Raw genomic sequence first — 24,142 nt, 5'->3', positions numbered from 1 at the left:
CATGTCTGATGATGGAAATGTGCCCATGCAATCCGGATTGATTCACGCTTACCTGATGGATGGGCAGGGCCGCGGAACACGTCTCAGCTGGCCCGAGGTGGAGGCCTGGATGCCCGAGCAGGGCAAGTTGTGGCTGCATTTTGACTATACCGACCCGCAGGCGCGGGCGTGGATCAGCGGACCGGCAGGGCTCGATACCCTGGTCTCTGATGCACTGTTGACGGAAGAAACGCGACCGCGCACCAGCGGTATCGGGGGTGGGCTGCTGATCGCCCTGCGCGGTGTCAACCTCAACCCCGAATCGCAGCCGGAGGACATGGTCTCGATCCGCCTGTGGGCGGAAGAGCACCGGGTCATCAGTACCCGCAAGCGTCAGCTGCTGTCGATCAGTGATCTGTGCCAGCAGCTGGAAAGTGGCCGCGGGCCTCGCACCTGTGCGGCTCTGGTGGTGGAGCTTGCCGATCTGCTGGTGTGGCGGATGAGCGACACGGTGGATATGTTTGAAGACGCCATCGATGAACTGGAAGACCGGGTTGTTACCGGTGCCAGTGGCGGTTTGCGACTGGATCTTGCGATGCTGCGCAAACAGACGATTACCCTGCGGCGCTACCTTTCCCCGCAGCGGGAAGCGCTGGCGCGGTTGATGGTGGAGAAACTGGACTGGATCGAAGAAGCTGATCGGCTGCAGTTGCGCGAGGTGAGTGACCGCTTGCTGCGTCACATTGAGGATATCGATGCGGTGCGCGAGCGCGCAGCAGTGACGCAGGAAGAGTTGATGAGCCGCATTTCAGAGCAGCTCAACAGCCGCATGTACGTGCTGTCGATCATTGCCGCGATTTTTCTGCCCCTCGGATTCCTCACCGGGTTACTGGGCATCAACGTAGGCGGTATTCCGGGGTCGGAAAATCCCCGGGCGTTTACGGTCTTCAGTGTGTTATTGGTGGTTACCGTCGCCATCCAGCTGGTGGTGTTTCGCTGGAAAAAGTGGCTCTGAAAAGTGGCTCTGAACTGCGCGGGGGTTGTCGGCGCGATCTCATTTTCAGCCGAACACCGTGACCGTCTGGCGCGACAGCGCGATCAGCTGCCCCCGGTTATCCCACAAGCGCGCGCGAATTACCGCGTAGCCATCCTCTGACTGTTCCACTTCCGCCAGGTACTGCCACCAGTCGTCACTGTGGGCACTGGCGTTCGCTTTGGCGCGATGGGCTGCCGGAGTCATTTCCAGGGTCCAGGTGAGGGAGCTGGCCGCCGCGAGTGTGTCCAGTTGCGCGAGCACCGCTGGTGGCCAGGCGTCAATGAGGGCCAGCAGGTGGGCAGTGGTGATCGGGCCCGCCGGTGTCTTGAAGCGGATCCAGCCACCCACGCGGGTCTCGTCGCTACCGGTGAAAGGCAGGGCACCACAGGCCAGGCGGTAGTCGAAGTGCTGCGCAAACTCCGGCACCAGGCCCTCGATGTAGGGCAGGGCTTCACATTGCTCCGGGGCGTCAAAACCAGGTGCGGGCTCGGGCGTGACAGCAATGGCGGATTCGCGAGGCTTGCCAAAGCTGGCCAGTGCCGCGGTGACTACCTGGGTACCCTGGGAAGCCTGCGCCTCGATCTGAACCGCGGAGCGGCCTGCACGCAGCACCTGCGCTCGGGTGTTCAGTTCACCGGCTTGCGCGGGTGCGATAAAGGAAATGGTCAGTGAGCGCAGTGGCGTCTCCGCAATACTGCCCTGTGTGGCACTTTCAAGCTTGGCCTCTATGGGCTGGTACAGCAGGGCTGCAGCGAGCCCGCCAAAGGTGGCGCGCCCCTGGGCCCAGCCACCGGGAATGACGCAGGTACTGCCCGTGTCACGGGCGCTGTCGAGAATGGCTTTGAATTCCATCCGATACCTCTACTACTAACTGCTTTTCTACTGCCTGCTTTTATGGCGATTGCGCGATCAGCTGAAGCTGTGCGCCGCATCGGGGAAAGAGCCGTTCTTCACGTCTTCCGCATACTTGCGCAGTGCGCCGGGGATATCGCCCGCTTCCACCAGAAAGTTCTTGGAAAACTTGGGCGGTGTTTCCGTGAGACCGAGAATGTCATTGATGACCAGCACCTGCGCATCGGTGTGCGGGCCGGCGCCAATGCCGATGGTGGGCATGGAGACCGTATCGGTGATGCGTTTGCCCAGCTCTGATGGCACACATTCCAATACCAGCAGGTCGGCTCCGGCCTGGTCGAGTTGTACCGCGTCGTCGAGAATTTCCCCGGCGCGATCATCGTCCCGCCCCTGTACCCGGAAGCCACCGAGTTTGTGCACCGACTGGGGTGTCAGGCCGAGGTGGGCGCACACTGGAATGCCGCGCTCGGTGAGCATTTTCACAGTGGGAGCAAGCCAGGCCCCGCCCTCGATTTTCACCATGTGCGCGCCCGCCTGCATGATGCGGGTCGCGTTGGTGAGTGCCTGCTCCGGTGTGGCGTAGGTCATAAACGGCAGGTCCCCCATGATCAGGGACTTCTTGTTGCCTCGCGCGACCGCCTCCACGTGATAGATCATCTGCTCCATGGTCACCGGAATTGTGCTGTCGTAGCCCAGTACCGTCATGCCCAGTGAGTCGCCAATCAGTACGCTCTCCACACCGGTTTTCTGTGCCATGGCGGCCATGGGAGCATCGTAGAGCGCAACGCAGATAAATTTTTCTCCATCCGCTTTCATCTTGCGCAGTGTTTGCACGGTCACTGGCTTGGTCAGTTCACTGGGGGCGTAGGGCATGGTGGTGGCTCATGTGGTGGGCTTGCGGCCCGGTAATACGTGGGGCAGTAGTTCCTGAATCGGGTTACTTGCCGGGGTTGTAGTAGTGGCGACCGCTGGAAACATTCAGCAGGTACTCCACCAGCTGCAGGTAATCTTCCTGCTGATCGACAATATCGATTTCCGCGCAGTTCACGATTAATAGCGGCGCCTGATCGTAGTAATGGAAAAAGTGGGTGTAGGCCTCGTTGAGGGTGGCCAGATACTCGTTGCTGATGTTGCGTTCGGCGGCGATACCCCGCTTGTGGATACGCTCCTGCAGGACGTCGAGCGGTGCCTGCAGGTAAATCACCAGGTCGGGCTTGGGGGCTTCCAGGGTCAGGTGCTGGTACACCTGCTGGTACAGCGCCAGCTCATCACTGTCGAGGGTGACCTCGGCGAACAGGTAGTCTTTCTCGATCAGGAAGTCGGCCACCCGTACCGGCTTGAACATATCGTCCTGGCGCAGGGCCTGGATCTGCTGTGAGCGCTGCAGCAGGAAGTGCAGTTGGGTGGGCAGGGCGGCGCTCTTGGGATCGCGATAGAAGCGCTCGAGAAACGGGTTTTCCTCGGGGAGTTCCAGCAGCGTATCGTAGTTGAAGGTTGCCGCGAGCTTCTTCGCCAGGGTGGTCTTGCCCACGCCGATATTGCCTTCCACAGCAATAAAACGCGGCAGGGTCTTGCCCTCCAGGTCGAGTTCCTGAGCCAGGTTTTCGGCGCTGTAGTCTGCGCCTTGAGCGGTGTCAGAAGTGGGAAGTCTTGTCACCGGGGTGCACCTTCTCTTGCTGTTTAGTCCCTGATTACAATCGGTGTAACCGGTTGGGCGGGCACTGGTTCTGTAACGCCTGCAGCGGTGTACCACCGGGCAGGATCAGCGCCGGCGCCAGCTCCGCCAGTGGCTCCAATACAAAATTACGCTCAGCCATGCGTGGGTGCGGCACCTGCAGGCGCACCGTATCGATCTGTTGATCGCCATACAGCAGAATATCCAGATCCAGCGTACGTGCGCCCCAGCGCAGGGTGCGCTCGCGGCCATGAGTGTTCTCGATCGCCTGCAGGGCGTCCAGCAGGGCCTCGGCCGGCAGGTCGGTGTCCAGTTCAGCCACTGCATTGACATAATCCGGTTGCTCGCCGGGACCGATGGGGGCGCTGGCGTAAAACGCCGAGCTCGCGCATAGCGTTGTTTGCGGAATGTCTTGCATTTGCTCAAGGGCACGGCGCAGTTGTGCGGCCGGGTCGTCCAGGTTGCTGCCGAGGCCAATATAACAGCGAATCACTTGGGAATTCCGCTCAATTTGATGGGTGTTCCGCGCCGTTGTCCGGGCGCTTGCCGCGGTTTCGGTTGCGCCCGCCACGGCTGCGGCGACCGCGACTTTTACTGCCGCGCGGAGCGCTGCGGGCGGCGTCGCGGACCATTTGCTGGCGCTGTTCTTCATCCGCTGCCTGGAAATCGGTCCACCACTGGCCGAGGCCGGCCGGGATCTCACCGCTGTCTTCACGCAGTAGCAGGAAGTCATAGGCCGCGCGGAAGCGGGGCATTTCCATCAGGCGGAAAGCGCGTTCACCACCGCGGCGTGACAGGCGCGACTGCATATCCCAGATCTCCCGCATCGGTAGGGAGAAGCGCTTGGGTATAGCCGTGTGCACCAGCTGGTTGCTGGTAATTTTCTGTGCCGCCTGTGCCAGTGCCGGCACCGGTGGTATCCCCTTCTCGATCAGGAATTTCTGCTCGGAATTGACCGCAGGCCACAGCAGCGCGGCGTAGAGGAATGCCGGAGTTACGCGCTGGTCGTTACGGATACGATCGTCGGTATTGCGCAGCGCCTGGCGGGTAAGCGCCAGCGCTTCCGGCGTATCCAGCTGCAGGGCATTATCCGGGAACAGGTGCGGCCACAGCCCGTGTTCGCACAACAGTTCAAAGGTGCGTTCGCCGTCGCCGCTCATGAGCAGTTTGAGGATCTCATCAAACAGGCGTGCGGGCGCGATATTGCGCAGCAGTGGCGCAAGCTCCGCGAGCGGTGCGGCGGTGGCGGGCTCGATGTCGAAGTCCAGCTTGGCGGCAAAGCGCACCGCGCGCAGCATCCGCACCGGGTCTTCCTTATAGCGGGTAGCCGGGTCGCCAATCATGCGGATGAGGCGTTGCTCGATATCGCGGATACCACCGGTGTAATCGTGAATTTCGAAACCGTTGATGGTGTAGTAGAGCGCGTTGACGGTGAAGTCCCGGCGTACTGCGTCACTTTCCAGGTCACCGTAGACATTGTCCCGCAGCAGCATGCCGTGCTCCGACTGCTGCGCCTCGTGCGCCTCGCCGTCGCTGTGGTGGCCACGGAATGTGGTGACTTCAATGACTTCACGGCCGATGCGGGCGTGCAGGATGCGGAAGCGGCGGCCGACGATACGCGCACCGCGGAACAGTTGCTTTGCCTGCTCCGGAGTGGCATCTGTAGCCACATCAAAATCCTTGGGGTGTCCGCCCAGCAGCAGGTCGCGCACACCGCCACCGACGATGTACGCCTCGAACCCGGCCTCCTGTAGACGCTTCATCACGGTCAGTGCCGCGCGACTGACATCGCGGCGGGAAAGGCAGTGATCACTGCGCGGCACAATTACGCGGGAGGTCTTGGGGGCGCGGGGTTTTTTCGGGGTGGACTGGCGGCCTTTGCCGGGACGGGAGTCGGCGTTTGAGCCTTTTCCATCTTTGGGCTTGCTGTGCCAGCGCTTGATACTGCTGATCAGGGAATTGAACATACGGCTTACTGTGTTATCCGCTGCCGGTCAGTTGAAGGGCAGCTGTGGTATTCCGGGCCTGTATCTCGGGATGGCGCCGGGGCATGGCTCCGGGCATCTTACCAATTGGGCCTGCTAGGGCCTGGTTCCGGACGATTGTGAGGCGGATTCTAACACACACAGCGAAACGCACAGCAGCCGGGCCCGCTCCTTGCGGGGACCAGCGAATTGTGTGCATTCATTGAAAAGAAAGAAAAGAAGGGAATTATTCTTATTCGGTATGAAGGCAGCGGCTTCCTTGCGCTATCAATTTGCTTTTCAGCAAACCCTCTCCCAGGCACAATCAGTCAGTTTGTCACGTGCTTGTCGTTATTTTTGTTGTCTTCTACAAGTTATTGTTCTTGTTATTACTCTTTATTCTTATTGTTTATTTTTATTATTGTAGTTATTGCTTTTAGTTATTTTTATTGTTGTTCTGAGCCTTATTATTTTTATTGCTCAAGGTTTGCTCCGGCATCGATCACTTTGCTTTTATTATCGATCTGCCCGTTCTCTTATTGTTATTGCGTTTCGCCCGCTTATTGTCAGTTGTTATTAGGGCTTAAACAGTCATTTATTTTTATTCTTGGCTGTTATTGTTGTTTGACCTATACAAAGCAGATAGCGTGCCAACTTTAGTAAATCCTTATAAATCAATAACTTAACATTTCTTGGAACTTTTTTACGCCGCGTAAACACAGATTTACGTTACACATCGTGCGGTGGTTGTTACTCCGGTGGGAGTGGGGGTAACACTTTCACTTGTTACCAATTTGCGCCACGCCGACGGTATCGGCCGAGCCGCATTGCGCCTCTCCGGTTTGCGCTTAACTGATTGATTTTAAAGCGTTTTCTTTTGGCTGCTGGTGCGGGATGGCGCGCTGTGTTGCGCGCGGCGGGGCGGCACCGGCGATCCGGCGGGCACAAAAAAGCCCCGGTCAGCAGGCTGTCCCGGGGCTTTTGCGGTGTGTCTGGGGCCTTACAGCGGCCGATGACTCAGGCTTCGGCGACGCGTTTGGCTTTCTTGCGCGGAATGCCAAGCTTCTGGCGCCGCTCCCACAGGCATTTGCGGCTCACACCCAGCTTTTTGGCCAACTCGGTCTCGCTCATGGTCTCCTGGTGTTCCAGCACGAACCGGGCAAAATAGTCTTCCAGAGACAGGTCTTCCCGGGGGTCGGCGTGCAGGCTGTTGGTCCGGGGGCGACGTTCCGGGTCGGCGTCCTCGATCGGAACCAGGTCCAGATCAATATCCAGGGTGCGGTGGTCAATTTCACTGGCGTCTTCGGTGAGGATGACGGCGCGTTGGATCGCATTTTCCAGTTCGCGCACATTGCCCGGCCAGGTATAGGTGGTCACCGCCTGAATGGCCTCCGGCGACAGCTTCAGGGTCGGGCGATTGATCTTGGCGCAGAACTTCTCGAGCAGGCTTTCGGCAATGGCGAGTACATCTTTGCCGCGCTCACGCAGTGGCGGCAGCGTCATCTGGACCACATTGATACGGTAGTAGAGGTCTTCCCGGAACTTGCGTTCCGAGGCCAGCTGCCGGAGGTTTCTGTGGGTGGCCGCCACCAGTCGCACGTTGACCTTGCGGGACTCGATGGCGCCAATGGGGCGTACTTCACCCTCCTGCAGTACCCGCAACAGGCGCGCCTGGGCTTCCAGGGGCAGTTCACCGATTTCATCCAGGAACAGGGTGCCGCCATCGGCAGCGGCGATCAGTCCCTCGCGCGCGGTCTGGGCGCCGGTAAAGGCGCCTTTTTCGTGGCCAAACAGTTCCGCCTCGATCAGGGTTTCCGGAATGGCCGCGCAGTTGACGGAAATCAGGGGCTTACCGTTGCGCTTGCTCTCTTCGTGAATTGCACGTGCAACCAGTTCTTTACCGGTGCCGGTTTCCCCGTGCACCAGTACCGTGGCGTCGGTTGGGGCGACCTTGTGGATGCGCGCGTAAAGATCGCGCATCACCGGACTGTCGCCGATCATGCCGGTAATCGCGCGGCCCTCGGCCTTGCTGTCGGCTGCGGCGGCACCGGCGGCGCGATGCTGTTCCGCCTTGCCGATGACCCGGCGTACGGTAGCGAGCATTTCGTCGTGGTCGAAGGGTTTGGCGATGTAGTCCGCGGCGCCCATGCGCATGGAGTCGACGGCAGAGCGCAGGCTGGCGTAGCTGGTCATGATCAGTACCGGCACATCCCCCGCCAGTTTCAGCAGGTCCGTACCGGGGGCGCCTGGCAGGCGCAGGTCGGAGATGATCAGATCCATGTCCGTGATGCGAAACTTGGTAGTCGCTTCACGCACAGAGCCGGCCTCACTGATCTTGTAACGGTGCCTCTCCAGCAGCTTGCGCAATGCAGTGCGGATGATGGCTTCATCTTCTACGATCAGGATGTGGCTCATGTGTTACGCCTGGTTACAAATTGTTCAGGGGGAGCTAAGTTTTACCTGTTGGGCGTTTCGATGCAACCCAAACAGCCATTGCTGTTCAAAAAATATTCGATTTTTGCCATTTGCACGTAACAGTTGGGTCACTTTTGCGGTGGATTTGCCCCGGCTTCCAGGGGGAGCTGCACGATAAAACGTGCGCCGCGGCCGGTATCCGGGTGGGCGGGGCTGACCAGCTCCAGTTGCCCGCCATGCTCTTCCACAATGCTGTATACCATGGCCAGCCCAAGGCCTGTGCCTTCGCCGGGTTCTTTGGTGGTGAAGAAGGGTTCCAGGATCCGCTCGCGGTGGGCGGCGGAGATGCCCGGGCCATTGTCGGTTACCGCGATGCAGGCGAGACCGTCGCGCACGTACCCTTCAACCTCGATATGCCCGCCGTCGGGGCTGGCATCGCGGGCGTTGCTGAGCAGGTTGATAAACACCTGAATCAGCCGCTGATTGTCACCCAGTGCGTAGAGGTCACCGGGTACCAGATTGGAAAAGGTCACCCGGGTCTTGTCGAGCTGCAGTGACAGCAGCTGCACCGCCTCTTCCACGCACGCGTGCAGGTCCACCGGAGCCTTCTCGCTCTCCTGGCTGCCACTGTGGGAAAAGCTCACCAGGGAGTGGACGATGCGACTGATGCGCTGGGTCTGGCTGAGGATCTGGTCGGCGGTTTCCAGCACCTCGGGGTTGTCCGAGTCGAACTGAAGATTCTGCGCGAGGCACGCGATACCGGTGACCGGGTTGCCCACTTCGTGCGCTACCCCGGCCGCCAGGCGGCCTACAGAGGCGAGGCGCTCGCTGTGCATCAGCTCCTGTTCCAGCACCTGGGTTTCGGTGATGTCTTCCACCAACAGCATCTGGCCATCCCCACGGGTGTCCTTGCCGCTGTCCTTGTATTCGCGGCCGTATTTGCCTGTGCGCTGCTTGAGGCGGGTCTTGTGCAGGTTGAGCCAGTGGCTGGTGCCGTCCATCTCCACCTGCTGCTTGAAGCGGCTGCCATCGGCGGATTCTGCGAATTCGGTCAGCAGGGTGCGCCAGGGCTCCGGCAGGTATTCCAGCTTGGAGCCAATCACCTCGCTGGCACCGACCCCGGTCAGGTCGGCCATGGCGTAGTTCCACAGCAGAATCTCGCCGTCGCGGCCCAGGGAGCAGGCGGCCATCGGCAGCTCTTCCAGCATCTGGCGGTGGTAGAGGCGCAAGTTGTTCAGTTCCGCGGCGAGGCCGGTGAGCTGGTTTTTGTAGCGGCTCAGACGGGTTTCAATCAAGTTGATGTCTTTGTTGGCGGGCTGGTCGCTGGTCACAAACGGCAGGTGGCGGTCCACGATCTGGCCGGCGAGTACCCGCCCCAGCAGGCCGGACAGGTTGGCCTCCAGCTTGTCGCGCAACTGCCGCAGGGCGTAGGGGCGGCGCTCATCTTCCGGCAGGTTGAGCTGTCGCAGGGCACGGCTCACTTCCTGGCTGGCGGTGGCGGCACCGAGGCTCTCAGACAAGCGCAGTCGGAAATCGGTGGCCGACTGTACATCGAGCTCCAGGCGCAGCGCCTGGCTGATCGAGTCGTCACTGCACAGGTCCGCGGCGTAGCGTTCAAGGCTGCTGGCGCGGGTAAAGATCGACAGTCCCACAAATAGCAGCACATTGACCGACAGCGACAGCGTGGTGATCTGCGGCCAGATCTCCATGCCCAGCGGGATCCGGTACTCACCGACCGCAAGGCCACTGTTACCCACCATGGCGGGGAGCAGTAGCCCTGCCGCCCACACGAACATCCCGGCGAGCAGGCCGCCAATAAACCCGCGGCGGTTGCCCTGGGGCCAGTGAATCACGGCGAATATGCCGGGTAGAAACTGCAGCGAGGCAATGAACGCGATGATCGCCAGGTCGGAAAGGGACAGTCGATTGTTGAGCAGCAGGTAGAACCCGAAGCCCGCCAGAAACAGCGCCGCCACCAGCGCCCGACGCAGCCACAGTAGCTGCCGGTACATATTGTCTTCGGACTGCCAGCGGGTACCGGGTAGCAGCCAGTGGTTCATCACCATGGTGGAGAGTGCCAGGGTGATCATGATCAGCGCGCCGGTGGCGGCAGACAGGCCGCCGATAAACGCGAGAATGGTGAGCAGGGCGGACCCGCTGGCGCGCGGCACCGCCAGTGTAAAGTACTGTGCCGGTTCCGTGACATCCAGGGCAAAACCCGCCCACATGATGGGGAAAATGGGTAACGCCATCAGCAGTAAAAACAGCGGGAATCCCCAGCTGGCAGTGCGCAGCGCGTGGGCGGCAGGGCGCTCGGCAATACTCAGGTAAAAAATGTGCGGCATGGCCACCGCGGTGGCAATGAAGACCAGTAGCAGAGTGTGGGATGAACCCTGTTTGATCGGGGAATACAGCAGTTGCTGCATGTCGCTGTTTTGCACCAGCCATTGGTCGAGGCCGCCCAGCCCGCCAAATACGCCGTATACGGCATAGAGCCCGACTGCCAGCAGTGCCACCAGTTTTACCAGCGACTCCAGGGCCATGGCACTGGCGAGGCCGGCCCGCCTTTTGCGAGAGGCGCCATAAGTACTGGTGAACAGCGCCAGCAGAACACAGTAAAGAAACGCGATGAGGTTTTTACTGGTAACCCCGCTGTCCGGCAGTGCCAGCGCGGCAGCATCGTCGCGGGAAAGCAGGGCCAGGGTTTCTGCCACGGCCTGAATCTGCAGCGCAATCAGCGGCAGCAGCCCGAGCAGCATAAACAGGGTGGCGAGGGTGCCGGCCTCGCGGCTGTGGTAGCGGAACACGAGCAGGTCGGCGGGGGAAGTCAGCTGGTAGCGCTGCGCCAGCCGCGCGAGCGGTTCCAACGCCACCGGCGCAAACAGAAACATGGCGCCGGTGCCCAGATAGTAAGCGAGCACCCCGTAACCATGCTGCCACGCCAGGTCGACGATACCGTAATAGGTCCAGGCACTGAGAGAAACCCCCAGGGACAAAACGTAAACGAAGGGATGCCGCACCCAGTTACTGGGCAGCCACCCCTTGGACGTGGCGAAGGCGACGAAGAACAGGGCAAAGATATACGCAACGCCAATCAGCGCAATGTTGACGATCTCAAAGGTCATCGGGTTTGCGCCTCCGCTGAATAACGATCGCCAGCAGGATGAGCACGAACCATAAAATGAACGGGCGATACCAGGCGCCGGTTGGATTGATCATCCAGGTGAATACGGTGGGGCTGAACACGTAGCCCACCAGTGCCAGCAGAATTAACAGGGTGCGGTTGCTCATCAAAGACCTGTCGGTGCGTCCTGCGGCGGGAGGGTGCGGCGGAACGGGAAAAGTTGGCGCAAAATGGTAATGCGCGTATGGGGGGAAGTTCAACCGTCGCGGCGGTTACGGTGCGAGCAGCCGGTTGCGGGTGTCCACTTGCGGCCGCTGCCAGCGCGCGCAGGCCCAGGCCAAAATCTGCCGTGGCGCCTGTTCCGCCAGCTCAGCTGGGAGATGAAAACCCAGAAACTGCAGTGCTTGGCAGAGATTGCGCGCCGCACGGGTGTCGTCAAGCGCGGTGGCATGGTTCTGCTTGCTGAGCTTCTGGCCGCCCTCATTCATGACCAGTGGCAGGTGGCCGAATTGCGGCGGTTCTGCACCCAGGGCGCGAAACAGCTGCAGCTGGACACCGGTGCAGTCCAGCAGGTCGGCACCCCGTACCACGCAGGACACCTGCTGGGCGATATCGTCGACTACCACCGCCAGTTGATAGGCGTAGAGCCCATCCTTGCGCTTGAGTATCGGGTCTTCGGCGATGGATTGGGCTTGCTGCCCCTGCCAGATATCCACAAACGTCTCGGTGGCGCCGGCGCAGTGAAAACGCAGGGCGTGCTCACCCAGGTTACCCACGCAGTTTTCCCGCCGGTGGCCGCCGGCCTTGCGTACTTGCTCGCGGGTACAGGAGCAGGGATACACCCGGTTATCCTGCCGCAGCTGTTCCAGTGCTTCCTGGTAGCGGGCGTGTCTGCGGCTCTGCCATTGCACCGGCGCGTGCGCATGTAGGCCGTGGGCATCGAGGGATTTCAGGATGCGCGCGGCGGCATCGGGCATTTCCCGGGGCGGGTCCAGGTCTTCCATACGCACCAGCCAATGCCCTCCGTGGGCAACGGCATCCAGATAGCTGCCCAGCGCACACACCAGTGAGCCGAAGTGAAGCGGGCCTGTGGGGGAGGGGGCGAAGCGGCCGGTGTAGTGTTCGGGCATGCCGTAAACCGGGGCAGGGAAGGCGGAAAAGATGGGGGTGGAATGCCGGGCGGCTCAGGCGCCGCCCGTGCAGCGAGCATCAGCCGGAGATCTGCTTTTCCTTGATTTCCGCCAGGGTCTTGCAGTCCACGCACAGGGTGGCGGTGGGCCGGGCTTCCAGGCGGCGAATGCCGATTTCTACGCCACAGGCTTCACAGAAGCCATAATCGTCCTGGTCAATCAGCTCGATGGTGGCATCGATCTTTTTGATCAGCTTGCGCTCACGATCGCGGGTGCGCAGTTCCAGACTGAACTCTTCTTCCTGGCTGGCGCGATCCGCCGGGTCCGGGAAGTTTGCCGCTTCATCTTTCATGTGAGATACGGTGCGATCCACCTCTGCCATCAGTTCAGCCTTCCATGCCAGCAGCAGCTTGCGGAAGTGCTCCTGCTGGTTCTCATTCATGTACTCCTCGCCCTTCTTTTCCTGATAGGGTTCGAAGCCGTGCAGAGAATCGGATTTCGCAACAGTATTGGGCATAGTCATTGCCTCTCTCGTAATACGGGCCCTGATAAATAGGGGCTCTACAACCAAATTCAAGCCTAGCAGGCTGCACAAAGCCTAAGCGGCCGCCGGCTGTATCTTTCAGGCCACTCGCGCGACCGAGGCGAGGAAACTATCAAATCTCTCTGGACCGCGCCACAAAATGTTGCCGGTTAATGACTCTGGCGAGGATCCTCCGTAAATTAATTGGCTCGATGGTGTATTCTGGCGTTCGTTTTTTCGGCAGGACGGCAGCTCATCCTGTCATAACTGACTTTTTTAAGGCCTTGTGTGAAACTTGACCCGCCATTGACCAGAGGGAAGTTACTGCGCCGCTACAAGCGGTTTCTCGCGGATGTGGAAACCAGCTCTGGTGAAATTATAACCATTCACTGCCCCAATACCGGGTCAATGAAAAATTGCTGGCAGGAAAATACCCCCTGCTGGTATTCCGATTCCGGCAACCCCAAACGCAAGTACCGCCACACGCTGGAAATCACCACCACACCGGAGGGCGCTTTGGCGGGGGTTAATACCGGCCGCGCCAATCATCTGGTGGAGGAGGCGATTAATACAGGGGTCGTCAACGAGCTGCAGGGCTACTCGCAGTTGCGGCGCGAAGTGAAGTACGGCGATGAAAACAGCCGCATTGACCTGTTGCTGAGCGGGGAACATGGCGATTGCTACGTTGAGGTGAAAAACGTGACGCTGGCGGAGGGTGCGCGGGGAATGTTTCCCGATGCGGTCAGTGCCCGCGGGAGCAAGCACTTGCGCGAGTTGCGGACACTGGCGCTGTCGGGCACGCGCGCGGTGCTGTTTTACTGCGTGCAGCACTCGGCCATCGAGACCGTAGAGGCCGCCGCGGAAATTGACCCGGCGTATGCGGCGGCACTGGAAGAGGCGGTGGCGGCGGGTGTGGAAGTGATTGCTTACCGCGCCACACTCGGCCCGGGCGAAATCGCGCTCGCTACGCCGATTCCGTTTCTGGTGCTTGGGCGCTAGGGGTTAGGCGCTAGGGGTTAGGCGTTAGGCCCGCTCAGTCCGCCAGTAATACATAGAGCCCGTCCTGGGCGTATTCCACCGGAACCGGTGTCAGCGCATCACCGGCACAGGGGCCCGCGATGCACTCGCCGGTGGTAATTTCGAACAGCGCACCGTGGGAGGCGCACTGGATCAGCGCTTTTTCCGAGTCCAGAAACTGGTCTGGTTGCCACTCCAGGTTGATTCCCCGGTGCGGGCAAATGTTCTTGTAGGCGAAAACCTCGCCGTCTTTCTTCACCGCAAACACATTGTTCATGCCCGCGCTATTGTCGCCAAGGGAAAAGCCTTTGGAGTCGCCTTCGTTGAGATCTTCGTAGCCGCAGAGAAAGTGTTTTTGCATGAGGGTTCGCAGTCGAGGTCGAGAAATTTTGAGGGGCGAGTGTACAGAATTTGGCAGGAACTGCGAAAGGTCGGGGTGAAGGACTTGCATACAGATGGCACAAGCTCAGGCCCGGTGGCGGCACCGCCACCGGGATCTCATAAATCCATCATGGGGCGGCCAGGGTGAGAGAAGTCTGGTAGGCCTCGCCATCGCGCAGGTAATCCACCTTCACCTTGTCTCCGGGGCGTCGGTTCTCCAGCACATTCATCAGGTCGTCGTAGTTGCTGATGGGCAGGCCATCGATGCCAATGATTACATCCCCCAGCTGCCAGCCGCCGCGGTTGCTGCGGTATACGCCACGCAAACCTGCGCGCTCGGCCGGCAATCCCGGTGCCGTGCGCAGCACCGCAACGCCGGTGACGTCATAGCGAGCTGCCCATTGGTCCGGTGCTGACTCGATGCCCAGGATGGGGCGTACCAGGCGTCCGTGGGCGATCAATTCCGGAACGATCTTCTTCACCGTGTCCACCGGTATGGCGAAGCCAATGCCCACGCTGGCGCCACTGGGGCTGTAGATCGCCGTATTGACGCCGATCAGGCGGCCGCTACTGTCCAGCAGTGGGCCGCCGGAATTACCGGGATTGATGGCCGCATCCGTTTGGATCACGTTGCGAATGGTGCGGTTGCCGGCGGCCTCGATCTCGCGCCCCAGGGCGCTGACCACGCCGGTGGTCAGGGTGGTATCCAGGCCGAACGGATTGCCGATGGCGAGCACTTTGCGTCCCACGGACAGTCCCGCTGACTCGCCGGGAAGCAGTGGCTTGAGCAGGGCTCTGGGCGCCTCGATCTTCAGCACCGCCAAATCTTTTTCCGGTGCAGAACCCACCAGTTCTGCCGGCCATTCGCTGCGATCTTGCAGGGTAATGGTGATCTTGCGCGCTTTTTCGACCACGTGATAGTTGGTCACCACATGGCCGCGATCGTCCCAGATAAATCCGCTACCGGCACCCTTGGGTACCGTGTGCAGGCGCAGGGTCCAGCGGTCTCGTACCACGGTTTCGTTGGTGACATACACCACCGAGGGGCTGGCGAAGTTGAACACCTGCATGGTGTTGACCTCGTCGTCGGTGGCGAACTGGGGAATGCGGGATTCTGCCTGTGCGTTGACTGCCAAGCAGAGGAATAGGACGGTGAGGGCGAGACGGGACAGAGATGGATTCAATCGCATTGGTCGACAGGTTCCTGCGCCTGGGTTTTGCTTCGGACGGGGCCCCACAGGGGCCCCCGTTTTTTGCAATCAGCGTGCGGAATTTTGCAGGGCCAGGATGCGATCCTCAAGGGGGGGGTGGCTGGCGAGCAGGGCGGCCATGCTGTTGCCATAAATACCAAACGCTTTCATGTTGGCAGGCAGTGGTTGCTCGCGGCCGGCTTCCGACTCGGACTTGATGCGCGCCAGTGCGGCCATCATCGCGTTGGGGCTGGCCAGGTGCGCTCCGGCGGCGTCGGCGCGGTACTCGCGGCGGCGACTGAACCAGGCGACGATCATCATCGCAAATACCCCGAAAACCATATCCATGATGATCGACGTGATGTAGTAGCCAATGCCCAGGCCCTGTTCATTGCGCAACAGTACCCGGTCGACAAAGAAGCCGACCAGACGCGCAAAAAACATCACAAAAGTATTTACCACACCCTGGATGAGCGCCAGGGTGACCATGTCGCCGTTGGCCACGTGGCCGATCTCATGGCCGATCACCGCGCGCGCTTCGTCGCGATTGAAGCGCTGCAGCAGGCCTTCACTTACCGCTACCAGTGCATTGTTGCGGTTCCAGCCGGTGGCAAAGGCGTTGGCCTGGGGCATGGGGAAGATACCCACATCCGGCATGCCGATGCCCGCTTTCTGGGACAGCTCGCGCACGGTTTCTACCAGCCAGCGCTCGTCCGGGGTTTGTGGCTGGGTGATGACCTGGGTACGCGTGGACCGGCGCGCAATGGTTTTGGACAGCAGCAGCGAAATCAGCGCGCCGCCAATACCAAATATGGCGCACATCAACAGCAGGCCCGGAAGATTTAAATTGACCCCGTTGGCATCGAGAATGCCCTGGATTCCCAGCAGGTTGAAGATGATGCCGACGAGCACCATCACCGCCAGGTTGGTAAGAAGAAACAGCCCTATTCGCAACATCAGACTTCTCCGGAAGATATTGTGGAAACGATAGAAAAGGTAGTGTGTGGCGCTTTAGGTGGCGCGCACGGAAACGGCATTCAGCAGCACAGGCCACCCGCGTTGGGGGTGGCGTTTGAGGCTAAATAGGGGCTGTGCGCGCCGTTTACAAGTCTGTTCCGGCACAATTTCAGGGGAGTATAGTGTCAGGCGCTGTCTTTGCGGGCGATCAGTTGTTCGGCCTCGGTAACCAGCGAGGCTTTGAGGTCGGGGTCCAGATCATTCCAGTGAACGTCCAGAAGTGCACCCTGCAGGGCGTAGAGAAGCACGCGGGAAACGTTGATGCCGCGTCGCCGAATGCTGGCGAATGCTTCCACGGGGCCTACCCGATGGAGGTCATCCTGCGTGCGGATGCCGATGGAATGAAGGATATTGACGGAGGCGAGTCCCAGGTTTTTCAGCTTCAACAACTCTGATTGACTAGGGTGCATAAATTCATTCCCTGAACTGTTGATACTTCGCGTACGTTGCGGTGACAACCGATCACCGCGGTATTTTGCTGGCTCGATCCTGAGCCAACTGCAACGGTCGTCCAACATAGCACAAAACATACAAAGGCCAAACTGCACCGCCGGCGAGTGGCATATCCAGGGCGCGGTTTGCGGGTTTCGGCAGCACCCGGCACACTTGTACTATTTGGAGATGCCCGCTGCAAAAGCCTAGCCTGTATTATCGGGTTTTGCAGTACTTCATTATTGTGCTCAGTGGTCTCGGCGGGAAACAAGGTCTGCCTTCATGCATCAACTTGTGAAAAATATTTTGTTCGGGCTGACGGATGCGCATGTCATCCTCGAGCCGGTTTCCGGGCAGCTGATGCACCCGGAGGCGCTCACCGCATTTGACCAGTTGCGACGGGACGCCCGGGCGGCAGGATTTGAGCCAAAAGTGGTTTCGGGATTCCGGGATTTCGAGCGTCAGCGCGCCATCTGGAATGCCAAGGCCTGTGGCGCGCGGCCGGTGTTTGACAGTAATGGCGACGTACTGGATGTGGCGCGAATGTCGCCAGAGGAAACAGTATTCGCTATATTGCGCTGGTCGGCGCTGCCCGGTGGCTCCCGCCACCATTGGGGTACTGACTTTGATGTGATTGACGGGGCCGCGGTTGCGAGCGATTACCGGGTGCAGCTGACCCCGGAAGAGGTGGCCGACGAGGGTGTCTTTGGTTCCTTCCACTGCTGGCTCGACGAGCGTATTGCCGCCGGTAAAAGCTACGGCCTGTTTCGCCCCTATGCGGAAGATCGCGGCGGCGTAGCGCCGGAGCGCTGGCACCTGAGTTATGCGCCGCGGGCCAGGGAATTTCAGCAGCTGCACAGTGCCGAGGCACTGCAGGCGCAGCTGCAGCAGTGTCAGGCAGATGGCGACCTGGCCCTGGCGGGCACCGTGTGCGACGTCATGGAAGCCATTTATCCACGCTTTGTAGAAGTGCCGGAATCTGCCTATCCGACTAATATGGATCGCCTCTGAGTCCCCGTCCGAATGCCGTTGACCGGTGGGGCAAACAAGAGTTGGATCAGAGACAGGAAGAGAGACCATCAACCGCACTGAATTGAATCATCGGGATATCTGGTCAGCCATGCGCGCGGAGGCCTCTGCGGCTGCCGCCGGCGAGCCGGTACTGGCCAGCTATTTTCACAATACGGTACTGCGCCATCGCAGCCTCGACCGGGCGCTGGCGTATCAGCTGGCCTCGGTGCTGGATCACGCTGCGCTTACGGCCACGGCGTTGCAGGAGGTCATTGCCGCAGCGCTGGTGGACGACCCCGAAATTTCCCGCTGCATGCAGGCCGACATCTGTGCCTGGTACGACCGCGATCCCGCCTGCGACCAATACCTCACGCCATTCCTTTATTTCAAGGGATTTCATGCGTTGCAATCCCACCGCATTGCCCACTGGCTGTGGCAGAAGGGGCGTCATACGCTGGCGCTGTATTTCCAGAGCCGGGTCTCCGAGCAGTTTGCGGTGGATATCCATCCCGCTGCCCGCTTTGGCTGCGGCATCATGATTGACCACGCCACCGGCCTGGTGGTGGGGGAGACCAGCGTGGTCGAAGACGATGTGTCTATCCTGCATTCCGTCACCCTCGGGGGGAGCGGCAGCGGTGGCGGTGACCGCCACCCGAAAATCGGCCGCGGTGTGATGATTGGCGCCGGCGCCAAGATCCTGGGCCCGGTAACGATTGGTGAGGGGGTGAAAATAGCAGCGGGCAGCCTGGTACTGCGGGATGTGGCTGCGCGCTTGACCGTGGCCGGGGTGCCGGCGCGGGTGGTGGGCGGTAAATGTGAAGGCGCGCCGGCCTACACCATGGACCAGACACTGGATTCTGACGACTGAATTGGTTATCAATAGCGACCACCACTGCGGACAAACCCGAAGAATAACGAGCCGGGACAGCGGCAACACAATCGAGGTGCCCCATGAGCGAACTTACCTATAGCGTGATTTTCCGCGGCGACCTGCAGCCGGGGTATACCGCTGCGGACGTCAAAGCGAACTTTGCCCGGTTGTTCAAGACGGGCCCGGACACGGTGGAAAAACTGTTCAGCGGCCGCCCACTGGCGATCAAGAAAGGCCTGGCCCGGGCGCAGGCGGAGCAGCTGCAGGCGACCCTCACCAAGTTGGGCGCAGTGTCTGCTGTGAAGGCCGAAGAGAAGGCGCAACAGGAGACGGCGACCGATGGCGCGGCGGCCCCCGCCAAGGCGGCACCGCCGAGTGCGTCAGCCAGCCCGGTCGCGGCAGAAGAGTCGGGTCCGCAGGCAACGCAAGTCCAGTCGTCGGAAACCGGTTTGACCCTGGCGCCGATGGAGGGTTACCTGCTGAAGGAGCACGAGCGCAGCAAGGTGGAGCCGGTGCAGGTGCCCGTGAGCCATCTCAGCCTGAAGCCTGCCACGGGCAACCTGGTGGAGCCAAGTGAGCAGCCGTCCCCGCCGCCGGTTCAGGTCCAGGTCCCCAACTGGCAGCTGGGGAGCCATGTTACCGGCAAGGCTTCATTCAAATTACCGGATTGACGGGCGCCTGAATTTCTTTCTGGCCCTGTCGACGGCTTTGCGCGTCACACAGTCTTCCACGTGATCATTGATCAGCCCCATGGCCTGCATAAACGCGTAGACGGTGGTGGGCCCCACGAACTTCCAGCCGCGTTTTTTCAGGTCTTTGGATAGGGCCCTGGAAACATCGGAGGTGGAAACACTTTGCGGCGCGGTGTCCGCGGGTTCCACCGGTTCGAAGCGCCAGAAATAAGCCGCCAGTGAACCTTCTTCCCTGACCATCTCCCGCGCGCGCTGGGCGTTGTTGATTACCGCCTCTATTTTTCCGCGGTGCCGCACAATCCCTGCATCCTGCAGTAACCGCTCCACATCCTTGTCGGAAAATTTCGCCACCTTGTTGAAATCGAACTGCTGGAAGGCCGCGCGAAAGTTTTCCCGCTTGGCCAGAATGGTTCGCCAGCTCAGGCCGGACTGGAAACCTTCCAGACAGATTTTTTCAAACAGCCGTTGGTCGTCGTCCACCGGAAATCCCCATTCGTTATCGTGGTAGGGGAAGAAGTCGTCGGTGGCCGCGCACCAGCCGCAGCGGGGTTTGCCATCGGGCCCTTGGACGGTGTTTGGCATGAATGCTGCTCCGTGTTTCCAGAGAGGAGAGTGGGTGGTGAGGGTATTTAACGGGCACAAAAAAGCCGGCGCAAGGCCGGCTTTCGGAAAGAGCGGGTGATCGCTATCGCAGATCAGCCCTCTTCTTTCAGGTAGCGCTCGCGGGAGGCCATGACTTCGGCGCGCGCGGCTTCAGCGTCGGCCCAGCCGTCTACCTTCACCCATTTGCCGGCTTCCAGCGCCTTGTAGTTTTCGAAGTAGTGCTCGATCTGCTTGATCAGCAGCTCCGGCAGGTCGCCGATTTCGTTCACGTGATCGTACAGCTTGGTCAGCTTGGTGTGCGGTACCGCCAGCAGCTTGGCGTCTACGCCGGATTCGTCGGTCATGTTCAGCACCCCGACTACGCGGGAGCGGATCACGGAGCCAACCATCACCGGGTAAGGGGCTACAACCAGCACGTCCAGGGGGTCACCGTCTTCAGACAGGGTCTGGGGAACGTAGCCGTAGTTGGCCGGGTAGAACATGGGGGTGGCTACGAAACGGTCTACGAATACCGCGTCTGCGTCCTTGTCGACTTCGTACTTGATCGGATCGTGGTTGGCGGGGATCTCGATGATTACGTTGATATCGTTGGGCAGGTCTTTACCTGCGGAAACCTTGTCGAAGCTCATTGCTGGTCCTGACTAATGTGTGATCGGAAAATTTGGAGGCCGGATTATATACCCTGTGCGGTCGCTTACATAGGTGTCAGTGTGACCGTACAAATATTGTTCAAAGCCCCGTGCTGCGGGGCTTGGGCTATCCTTTAGGCAAGATTCTGCCCATCGCATTCCTGCTAACTTAGCCGGCGCTGGTGGTGCGGTAACAATAACGGAGCATCTCATGGACGAGTCCACAGAACTGCCGCCATCCTCGTCGGCACCCCTCAATACCGCAGTATCTTCGCCGTCACCGGCGGCCGCGGGCACGCCCCGGGTACTGAACCCGCGCCAGGTGCGCACGGTGGCGGAGGCCAAACAGATCGTCGAGGCGCGCGGCCTCACCCATGTGAAGGTGGGCCTGTTCGATAACGACGGGGTGATGCGCGGCAAGTACATGAGCCGGGAGAAGTTTTTCTCGGCCCTCGACAAGGGCTTTGCCTTCTGCGATGTGGTGCTGGGCTGGGATATTCAGGACCAGCTCTACGACAACGCCCGCTACACCGGCTGGCATACTGGCTACCCGGATGCGCCGGTGCGGATTCTGCCGCACACCTGCCGCGAGGTGCCCTTTGAAGGTGGCATGTTGCTGTTTCTGGCGGAGTTCGAGGGCGCGGCGGAGGCAGTGTGCCCGCGGGCGCTGTTGCGGCGGGTGATCGAGCGCTGTGACAAGCTCGGCTTTGTCCCCTTTGGTGCGCTGGAGTACGAGTTCTTCGTGTTCGACGAGACCCCGGACAGTGCCCGCGCCAAAGGCTACCGCGACCTGAAGCCGTTCACGCCGGGCTGGTTTGGCTACTCGATGATTCGCAACTCGGTGCATGCGGACCTGTACCACGAGATTCTCGCGCTGGCCGAGCAAATGGATTTTCCCATCGAGGGGCTGCATACAGAGACCGGCCCCGGCGTGCTGGAGGCGGCCATTACGGTGGACACGGCGGAGGCTGCGGGCGATAAAGCGGCCCTGTTCAAGACCTTTATCAAGGTGCTGGCAGAACGACGCGGGTTGATGGCGACCTTTATGGCCAAGTGGTCCAACGATTACCCCGGCCAGAGCGGGCACATTCATCTCTCCCTGCGCAATAAAGACGACAATACCTCCGCATTCTTCGCCGAAGGCGAGCCCCACAGCATGAGTGATACGCAGCGGCATTTTCTCGCCGGGCAGCAGCGCCTGATGCCGGAGCTGCTGTGCATGGTTGCGCCCACCATCAATAGCTACCGCCGCATGATCCCCGGCTTCTGGGCGCCCACTGATGCCACCTGGGGAGTGGAAAACCGTACCGCCGCGTTGCGGGTGATTCCCGGCAGCGATAAATCCCAGCGCCAGGAATATCGTCTCGGCGCCGCCGACGCCAATCCCTACCTGGCACTGGCGGTCGCGCTGGGCTCCGGGCTGTATGGCATCGAGCAGGGCTGGGAGCCGGGTGAAGCGGTAGCGGGCAACGCCTATGAAGCCGAGCACCCGGCGGAACTGTCACTGCCGCGCACCCTGTGGGAGGCGGCGCAGCGTCTGCGGCAGTCGCCGGCGGCCCGTGAGTTGTTTGGCGATAACTTTGTCGAGCACTTTGCCGCCAGTCGCGAGTGGGAGGAGCGCGAGTACCGCAAGCATGTCGGCGAGTGGGAACTGCAGCGCTATTTCGAAATTATTTAACGGGGTGGATAAACCCCACAGGTTTTGCACGCCCATCAGGCGTTGCGTGATTCAGGCAGGAAGCCATTGTTCCCATGCAAAAACTCCAGTGTATCTCGCCGGTCGATAACAGCATTTATGTCGAGCGACCGCTGGCCACAGACTATGAAATCCAGAACGCACTGAACCGTGCCCAGGGCGCGCAACTGGGCTGGCGGCAGGTATCGGTCGCCGAGCGCGCGGCACTGGTGCGCGCGGCGGTGGATCACCTGCTTGCCCTCAAGGCGCCGTTAGCGGAAGAGGTTTGCTGGCAGATGGGCCGCCCGATTGCCTTCGCCGGTGGTGAAATCGAGGGTCTCGCCGAGCGCGCTCTGTACATGGCTGAGCTGGCGGAGTCCGCAGAAAGTCCACTGCGCGACATGCAGCTGCCGGAGAAGAAAGGGTTTCACCGGTTTATTCGCCGCGAGCCACTGGGGGTCTGCTTCGTTATTGCGCCCTGGAATTATCCCTACCTCACCGCGATTAATGCGGTGGTGCCCGCCCTGCTGGCAGGGAACAGCGTCATTCTCAAACACTCCGCACAAACGCCGTTGTGCGCGGAGCGGCTGGTGAATGCCTTTGCTGAGGCCGGTCTTCCACAAGGGGTGTTTCAATACCTGCACCTGGATCATCGGGACGCGGAGCAGATGATCATCAATGGGGGCGTTCAGCACGTTGCCTTCACCGGGTCGGTCGCCGGCGGGGCGGCGGTGGAGGCGGCGGCCGCGGGGCGTTTTCTTTCCGTGGGCCTCGAACTGGGCGGCAAGGATCCGGCGTACGTGCGCGCGGATGCGGATCTCGACAGAGTGGTGGCGTCGGTGGTGGACGGCGCCTACTTCAATTCCGGGCAGTCCTGCTGTGGTATCGAGCGGCTGTATGTCCACCACACCCTGTTTGATGAATTTGTTGAGCGTGCGGCGGCGCTGATCCGCGGCTATCGGCTCGGTCGTCCCGACGATCAGGAAACCACCCTGGGTCCCATGGTGCGTGCCCGCGCGGCGGACTTTGTGCGCGACCAGATCGACGAGGCGGTGGCGCAGGGCGCGCGGACATGGATTGACGATGGCGCGTTCGAACTCGATCAGCGGGGTAGTGCCTACATGGCTCCGCAGTTGCTCACCAACGTCGATCACAGTATGCGCATTATGAGCGAGGAATCCTTTGGCCCCGTGCTAGGGGTGATGTCGGTGGCCGATGATGCGGAGGCGCTGGCGCTGATGAACGACAGCGAATACGGCCTGACCGCAGCCATCTATTCCGCAGACGAGGAGGCCGCACTGGCCCTGGGGGATGAATTGCAGACCGGCACGGTGTTTTTAAATCGCTGCGATTATCTCGACCCGGCTCTGGCCTGGACCGGGGTAAAAAATTCCGGCCGCGGCTGCACCTTGTCTGGTATTGGTTTTGAGTATCTTACCCGCCCCAAATCGTTCCACCTGAAGGATCACCCATGAAATGTTTAAGCGCTTCCTCGGTTTGTCTTGCGTTGCTCCCACTCTCGTCCTTCGCAGACCAGGTGTCTATAAATGATGCTTCATTGGTATTAAGTGATCAGTGGACTCTGGAAAAGCATGAAGATACGGGGGCCGCTTATTTGACCAGAAGCGATCAAAAAGCACAGTTGGTGATGTATGCAAAATACGTTCGTGGCAGTACCCAGAATCTGAGCGTATTTCTGGAAACCTATGAAGAGAGAGGGTTGCCAGTTTCATCCATTCAGATCGGAGATTTTTCCGGTTACTTTATTCCATTCGAGCTTGAAGATGGCTGTCACGCGAATTGGCTTTTGCTGAATGGCGATTATTTTCTGAGCGCGGGTTACAAGAGTGACTGCGATACGGCGGATTATGCGCCCGTCATCGAAATGATTGAATCTGTTCACGTAACACGCCAGTAATCCGCGGA

Annotated in this window: 24 protein-coding genes; 8 read left to right on the top strand and 16 right to left on the bottom strand. The window is 60.3% G+C overall.

Annotation, left to right across the window (positions count from 1 at the left end; translation table 11 throughout):
* Position 1: 1 nt before the first annotated feature.
* Complete coding sequence (gene zntB / locus AU182_RS14265; RefSeq protein ID WP_227718280.1) at positions 2-994, top strand: zinc transporter ZntB; 993 nt, start codon at positions 2-4, stop codon at positions 992-994.
* 45 nt (positions 995-1,039) lie between these two features.
* On the opposite strand, the gene AU182_RS14260 is transcribed toward zntB, so the two are convergent.
* The 10 genes from AU182_RS14260 to dksA form a co-directional block, all read right to left on the bottom strand.
* Positions 1,040-1,867, bottom strand: coding sequence for a thioesterase family protein (locus AU182_RS14260; RefSeq protein ID WP_066966598.1), 828 nt, complete (start codon positions 1,865-1,867; stop codon positions 1,040-1,042).
* A gap of 57 nt (positions 1,868-1,924) precedes the next feature.
* Positions 1,925-2,740: a 3-methyl-2-oxobutanoate hydroxymethyltransferase gene (gene panB, locus AU182_RS14255; RefSeq protein WP_066966595.1), complete on the bottom strand. Its 816-nt coding sequence runs from the start codon at positions 2,738-2,740 to the stop codon at positions 1,925-1,927.
* A 64-nt stretch (positions 2,741-2,804) separates the two neighbouring features.
* A complete protein-coding gene (locus tag AU182_RS14250; RefSeq protein WP_066968196.1) occupies positions 2,805-3,467 on the bottom strand; it encodes a deoxynucleoside kinase in 663 nt (220 codons plus the stop codon).
* A gap of 91 nt (positions 3,468-3,558) precedes the next feature.
* Positions 3,559-4,032 (bottom strand): 2-amino-4-hydroxy-6-hydroxymethyldihydropteridine diphosphokinase, encoded by a 474-nt coding sequence (folK, locus tag AU182_RS14245; RefSeq protein WP_227718319.1) that lies wholly within the window; start codon positions 4,030-4,032, stop codon positions 3,559-3,561.
* Positions 4,033-4,048: 16 nt separating this feature from the next.
* The gene (gene pcnB / locus AU182_RS14240) at positions 4,049-5,509 is read right to left on the bottom strand and encodes a polynucleotide adenylyltransferase PcnB (protein WP_066966588.1); all 1,461 of its coding nucleotides are present in this window, start codon (positions 5,507-5,509) and stop codon (positions 4,049-4,051) included.
* A 1,014-nt stretch (positions 5,510-6,523) separates the two neighbouring features.
* Positions 6,524-7,921, bottom strand: a complete 1,398-nt coding sequence (locus AU182_RS14235; RefSeq protein WP_066966584.1) for a sigma-54 dependent transcriptional regulator — start codon at positions 7,919-7,921, stop codon at positions 6,524-6,526.
* 128 nt (positions 7,922-8,049) lie between these two features.
* Positions 8,050-11,046 carry an ATP-binding protein gene (locus AU182_RS14230; RefSeq protein WP_066966579.1) on the bottom strand — a complete coding sequence of 999 codons (2,997 nt, stop codon included), beginning with the start codon at positions 11,044-11,046 and terminating at the stop codon, positions 8,050-8,052.
* Positions 11,036-11,212, bottom strand: a complete 177-nt coding sequence (locus AU182_RS16685) for a hypothetical protein (RefSeq protein ID WP_193754353.1) — start codon at positions 11,210-11,212, stop codon at positions 11,036-11,038. Before AU182_RS16685 ends, AU182_RS14230 begins: the two co-directional genes overlap by 11 nt.
* Before the next feature lie 105 nt (positions 11,213-11,317).
* Positions 11,318-12,175: a tRNA glutamyl-Q(34) synthetase GluQRS gene (gene gluQRS, locus AU182_RS14225; RefSeq protein WP_066966575.1), complete on the bottom strand. Its 858-nt coding sequence runs from the start codon at positions 12,173-12,175 to the stop codon at positions 11,318-11,320.
* 79 nt (positions 12,176-12,254) lie between these two features.
* Positions 12,255-12,692 carry an RNA polymerase-binding protein DksA gene (dksA, locus tag AU182_RS14220; RefSeq protein ID WP_066966573.1) on the bottom strand — a complete coding sequence of 146 codons (438 nt, stop codon included), beginning with the start codon at positions 12,690-12,692 and terminating at the stop codon, positions 12,255-12,257.
* A 294-nt stretch (positions 12,693-12,986) separates the two neighbouring features.
* On the opposite strand from dksA, the gene sfsA reads away from it, so the two are divergent.
* Positions 12,987-13,697 carry a DNA/RNA nuclease SfsA gene (sfsA, locus tag AU182_RS14215; protein WP_066966569.1) on the top strand — a complete coding sequence of 237 codons (711 nt, stop codon included), beginning with the start codon at positions 12,987-12,989 and terminating at the stop codon, positions 13,695-13,697.
* 34 nt (positions 13,698-13,731) lie between these two features.
* Here the strand turns inward: sfsA and AU182_RS14210 are convergent, their stop codons facing one another.
* The 4 genes from AU182_RS14210 to AU182_RS14195 form a co-directional block, all read right to left on the bottom strand.
* Positions 13,732-14,076: a Rieske (2Fe-2S) protein gene (locus tag AU182_RS14210; RefSeq protein ID WP_066966566.1), complete on the bottom strand. Its 345-nt coding sequence runs from the start codon at positions 14,074-14,076 to the stop codon at positions 13,732-13,734.
* A 148-nt stretch (positions 14,077-14,224) separates the two neighbouring features.
* A complete protein-coding gene (locus tag AU182_RS14205; protein ID WP_066966563.1) occupies positions 14,225-15,286 on the bottom strand; it encodes a S1C family serine protease in 1,062 nt (353 codons plus the stop codon).
* A 69-nt stretch (positions 15,287-15,355) separates the two neighbouring features.
* Positions 15,356-16,243, bottom strand: coding sequence for a protease HtpX (gene htpX, locus AU182_RS14200; RefSeq protein WP_066966560.1), 888 nt, complete (start codon positions 16,241-16,243; stop codon positions 15,356-15,358).
* 185 nt (positions 16,244-16,428) lie between these two features.
* On the bottom strand, positions 16,429-16,713 hold the full coding sequence (locus AU182_RS14195; protein WP_066966556.1) for a TfoX/Sxy family protein: 285 nt from the start codon (positions 16,711-16,713) through the stop codon (positions 16,429-16,431).
* 304 nt (positions 16,714-17,017) lie between these two features.
* Between AU182_RS14195 and AU182_RS14190 the strand changes: the two genes are divergently transcribed.
* The 3 genes from AU182_RS14190 (at position 17,018) to AU182_RS14180 (ending at position 19,288) form a co-directional block, all read left to right on the top strand.
* Positions 17,018-17,746 carry a M15 family metallopeptidase gene (locus tag AU182_RS14190; protein ID WP_066966553.1) on the top strand — a complete coding sequence of 243 codons (729 nt, stop codon included), beginning with the start codon at positions 17,018-17,020 and terminating at the stop codon, positions 17,744-17,746.
* A gap of 109 nt (positions 17,747-17,855) precedes the next feature.
* Positions 17,856-18,614 (top strand): serine O-acetyltransferase, encoded by a 759-nt coding sequence (gene cysE, locus AU182_RS14185; RefSeq protein WP_066968194.1) that lies wholly within the window; start codon positions 17,856-17,858, stop codon positions 18,612-18,614.
* Between the two features lie 83 nt (positions 18,615-18,697).
* A complete protein-coding gene (locus AU182_RS14180; protein ID WP_066966551.1) occupies positions 18,698-19,288 on the top strand; it encodes a hypothetical protein in 591 nt (196 codons plus the stop codon).
* On the opposite strand, the gene AU182_RS14175 is transcribed toward AU182_RS14180, so the two are convergent.
* Entirely contained in the window at positions 19,277-19,891 is a 615-nt protein-coding gene (locus AU182_RS14175; RefSeq protein WP_066966548.1) for a DNA-3-methyladenine glycosylase I, read from the bottom strand. The two genes, AU182_RS14180 and AU182_RS14175, sit on opposite strands and share 12 nt — an antisense overlap.
* Positions 19,892-20,004: 113 nt before the next feature.
* Positions 20,005-20,541: an inorganic diphosphatase gene (ppa, locus tag AU182_RS14170; protein WP_066966546.1), complete on the bottom strand. Its 537-nt coding sequence runs from the start codon at positions 20,539-20,541 to the stop codon at positions 20,005-20,007.
* Positions 20,542-20,752: 211 nt separating this feature from the next.
* Between ppa and AU182_RS14165 the strand changes: the two genes are divergently transcribed.
* The 3 genes from AU182_RS14165 to AU182_RS14155 all read left to right on the top strand — a co-directional run bounded on the left by AU182_RS14165 (position 20,753) and on the right by AU182_RS14155 (position 24,134).
* On the top strand, positions 20,753-22,219 hold the full coding sequence (locus AU182_RS14165) for a glutamine synthetase family protein (protein ID WP_227718279.1): 1,467 nt from the start codon (positions 20,753-20,755) through the stop codon (positions 22,217-22,219).
* Between the two features lie 74 nt (positions 22,220-22,293).
* Positions 22,294-23,691 (top strand): aldehyde dehydrogenase family protein, encoded by a 1,398-nt coding sequence (locus tag AU182_RS14160; protein ID WP_066966543.1) that lies wholly within the window; start codon positions 22,294-22,296, stop codon positions 23,689-23,691.
* Between the two features lie 62 nt (positions 23,692-23,753).
* Positions 23,754-24,134, top strand: coding sequence for a hypothetical protein (locus tag AU182_RS14155; protein ID WP_153039236.1), 381 nt, complete (start codon positions 23,754-23,756; stop codon positions 24,132-24,134).
* Positions 24,135-24,142: the final 8 nt, after the last annotated feature.

The sequence above is a fragment of the Microbulbifer sp. Q7 genome (assembly GCF_001639145.1).
Lineage (GTDB): Bacteria > Pseudomonadota > Gammaproteobacteria > Pseudomonadales > Cellvibrionaceae > Microbulbifer.
Note: the sequence above shows the minus strand (reverse complement) of the source record. Positions and strands in the feature narration are given on the sequence as shown.

Bases quoted from the DNA above. Each gene is read 5' to 3' on its own strand.
- AU182_RS14190 (WP_066966553.1), top strand. From the start codon at position 17,018: ATGCATCAACTTGTGAAAAATATTTTGTTCGGGCTGACGGATGCGCAT.
- AU182_RS14210 (WP_066966566.1), bottom strand. From the start codon at position 14,076: ATGCAAAAACACTTTCTCTGCGGCTACGAAGATCTCAACGAAGGCGAC.
- pcnB (WP_066966588.1), bottom strand. From the start codon at position 5,509: ATGTTCAATTCCCTGATCAGCAGTATCAAGCGCTGGCACAGCAAGCCC.
- dksA (WP_066966573.1), bottom strand. From the start codon at position 12,692: ATGCCCAATACTGTTGCGAAATCCGATTCTCTGCACGGCTTCGAACCC.
- AU182_RS14230 (WP_066966579.1), bottom strand. From the start codon at position 11,046: ATGACCTTTGAGATCGTCAACATTGCGCTGATTGGCGTTGCGTATATC.
- ppa (WP_066966546.1), bottom strand. From the start codon at position 20,541: ATGAGCTTCGACAAGGTTTCCGCAGGTAAAGACCTGCCCAACGATATC.
- AU182_RS14175 (WP_066966548.1), bottom strand. From the start codon at position 19,891: ATGCCAAACACCGTCCAAGGGCCCGATGGCAAACCCCGCTGCGGCTGG.
- AU182_RS14165 (WP_227718279.1), top strand. From the start codon at position 20,753: ATGGACGAGTCCACAGAACTGCCGCCATCCTCGTCGGCACCCCTCAAT.
- AU182_RS14180 (WP_066966551.1), top strand. From the start codon at position 18,698: ATGAGCGAACTTACCTATAGCGTGATTTTCCGCGGCGACCTGCAGCCG.
- panB (WP_066966595.1), bottom strand. From the start codon at position 2,740: ATGCCCTACGCCCCCAGTGAACTGACCAAGCCAGTGACCGTGCAAACA.
- htpX (WP_066966560.1), bottom strand. From the start codon at position 16,243: ATGTTGCGAATAGGGCTGTTTCTTCTTACCAACCTGGCGGTGATGGTG.
- AU182_RS14235 (WP_066966584.1), bottom strand. From the start codon at position 7,921: ATGAGCCACATCCTGATCGTAGAAGATGAAGCCATCATCCGCACTGCA.
- AU182_RS14160 (WP_066966543.1), top strand. From the start codon at position 22,294: ATGCAAAAACTCCAGTGTATCTCGCCGGTCGATAACAGCATTTATGTC.
- zntB (WP_227718280.1), top strand. From the start codon at position 2: ATGTCTGATGATGGAAATGTGCCCATGCAATCCGGATTGATTCACGCT.
- AU182_RS16685 (WP_193754353.1), bottom strand. From the start codon at position 11,212: ATGAGCAACCGCACCCTGTTAATTCTGCTGGCACTGGTGGGCTACGTG.
- cysE (WP_066968194.1), top strand. From the start codon at position 17,856: ATGCGCGCGGAGGCCTCTGCGGCTGCCGCCGGCGAGCCGGTACTGGCC.
- gluQRS (WP_066966575.1), bottom strand. From the start codon at position 12,175: ATGCCCGAACACTACACCGGCCGCTTCGCCCCCTCCCCCACAGGCCCG.
- AU182_RS14195 (WP_066966556.1), bottom strand. From the start codon at position 16,713: ATGCACCCTAGTCAATCAGAGTTGTTGAAGCTGAAAAACCTGGGACTC.
- AU182_RS14260 (WP_066966598.1), bottom strand. From the start codon at position 1,867: ATGGAATTCAAAGCCATTCTCGACAGCGCCCGTGACACGGGCAGTACC.
- AU182_RS14205 (WP_066966563.1), bottom strand. From the start codon at position 15,286: ATGCGATTGAATCCATCTCTGTCCCGTCTCGCCCTCACCGTCCTATTC.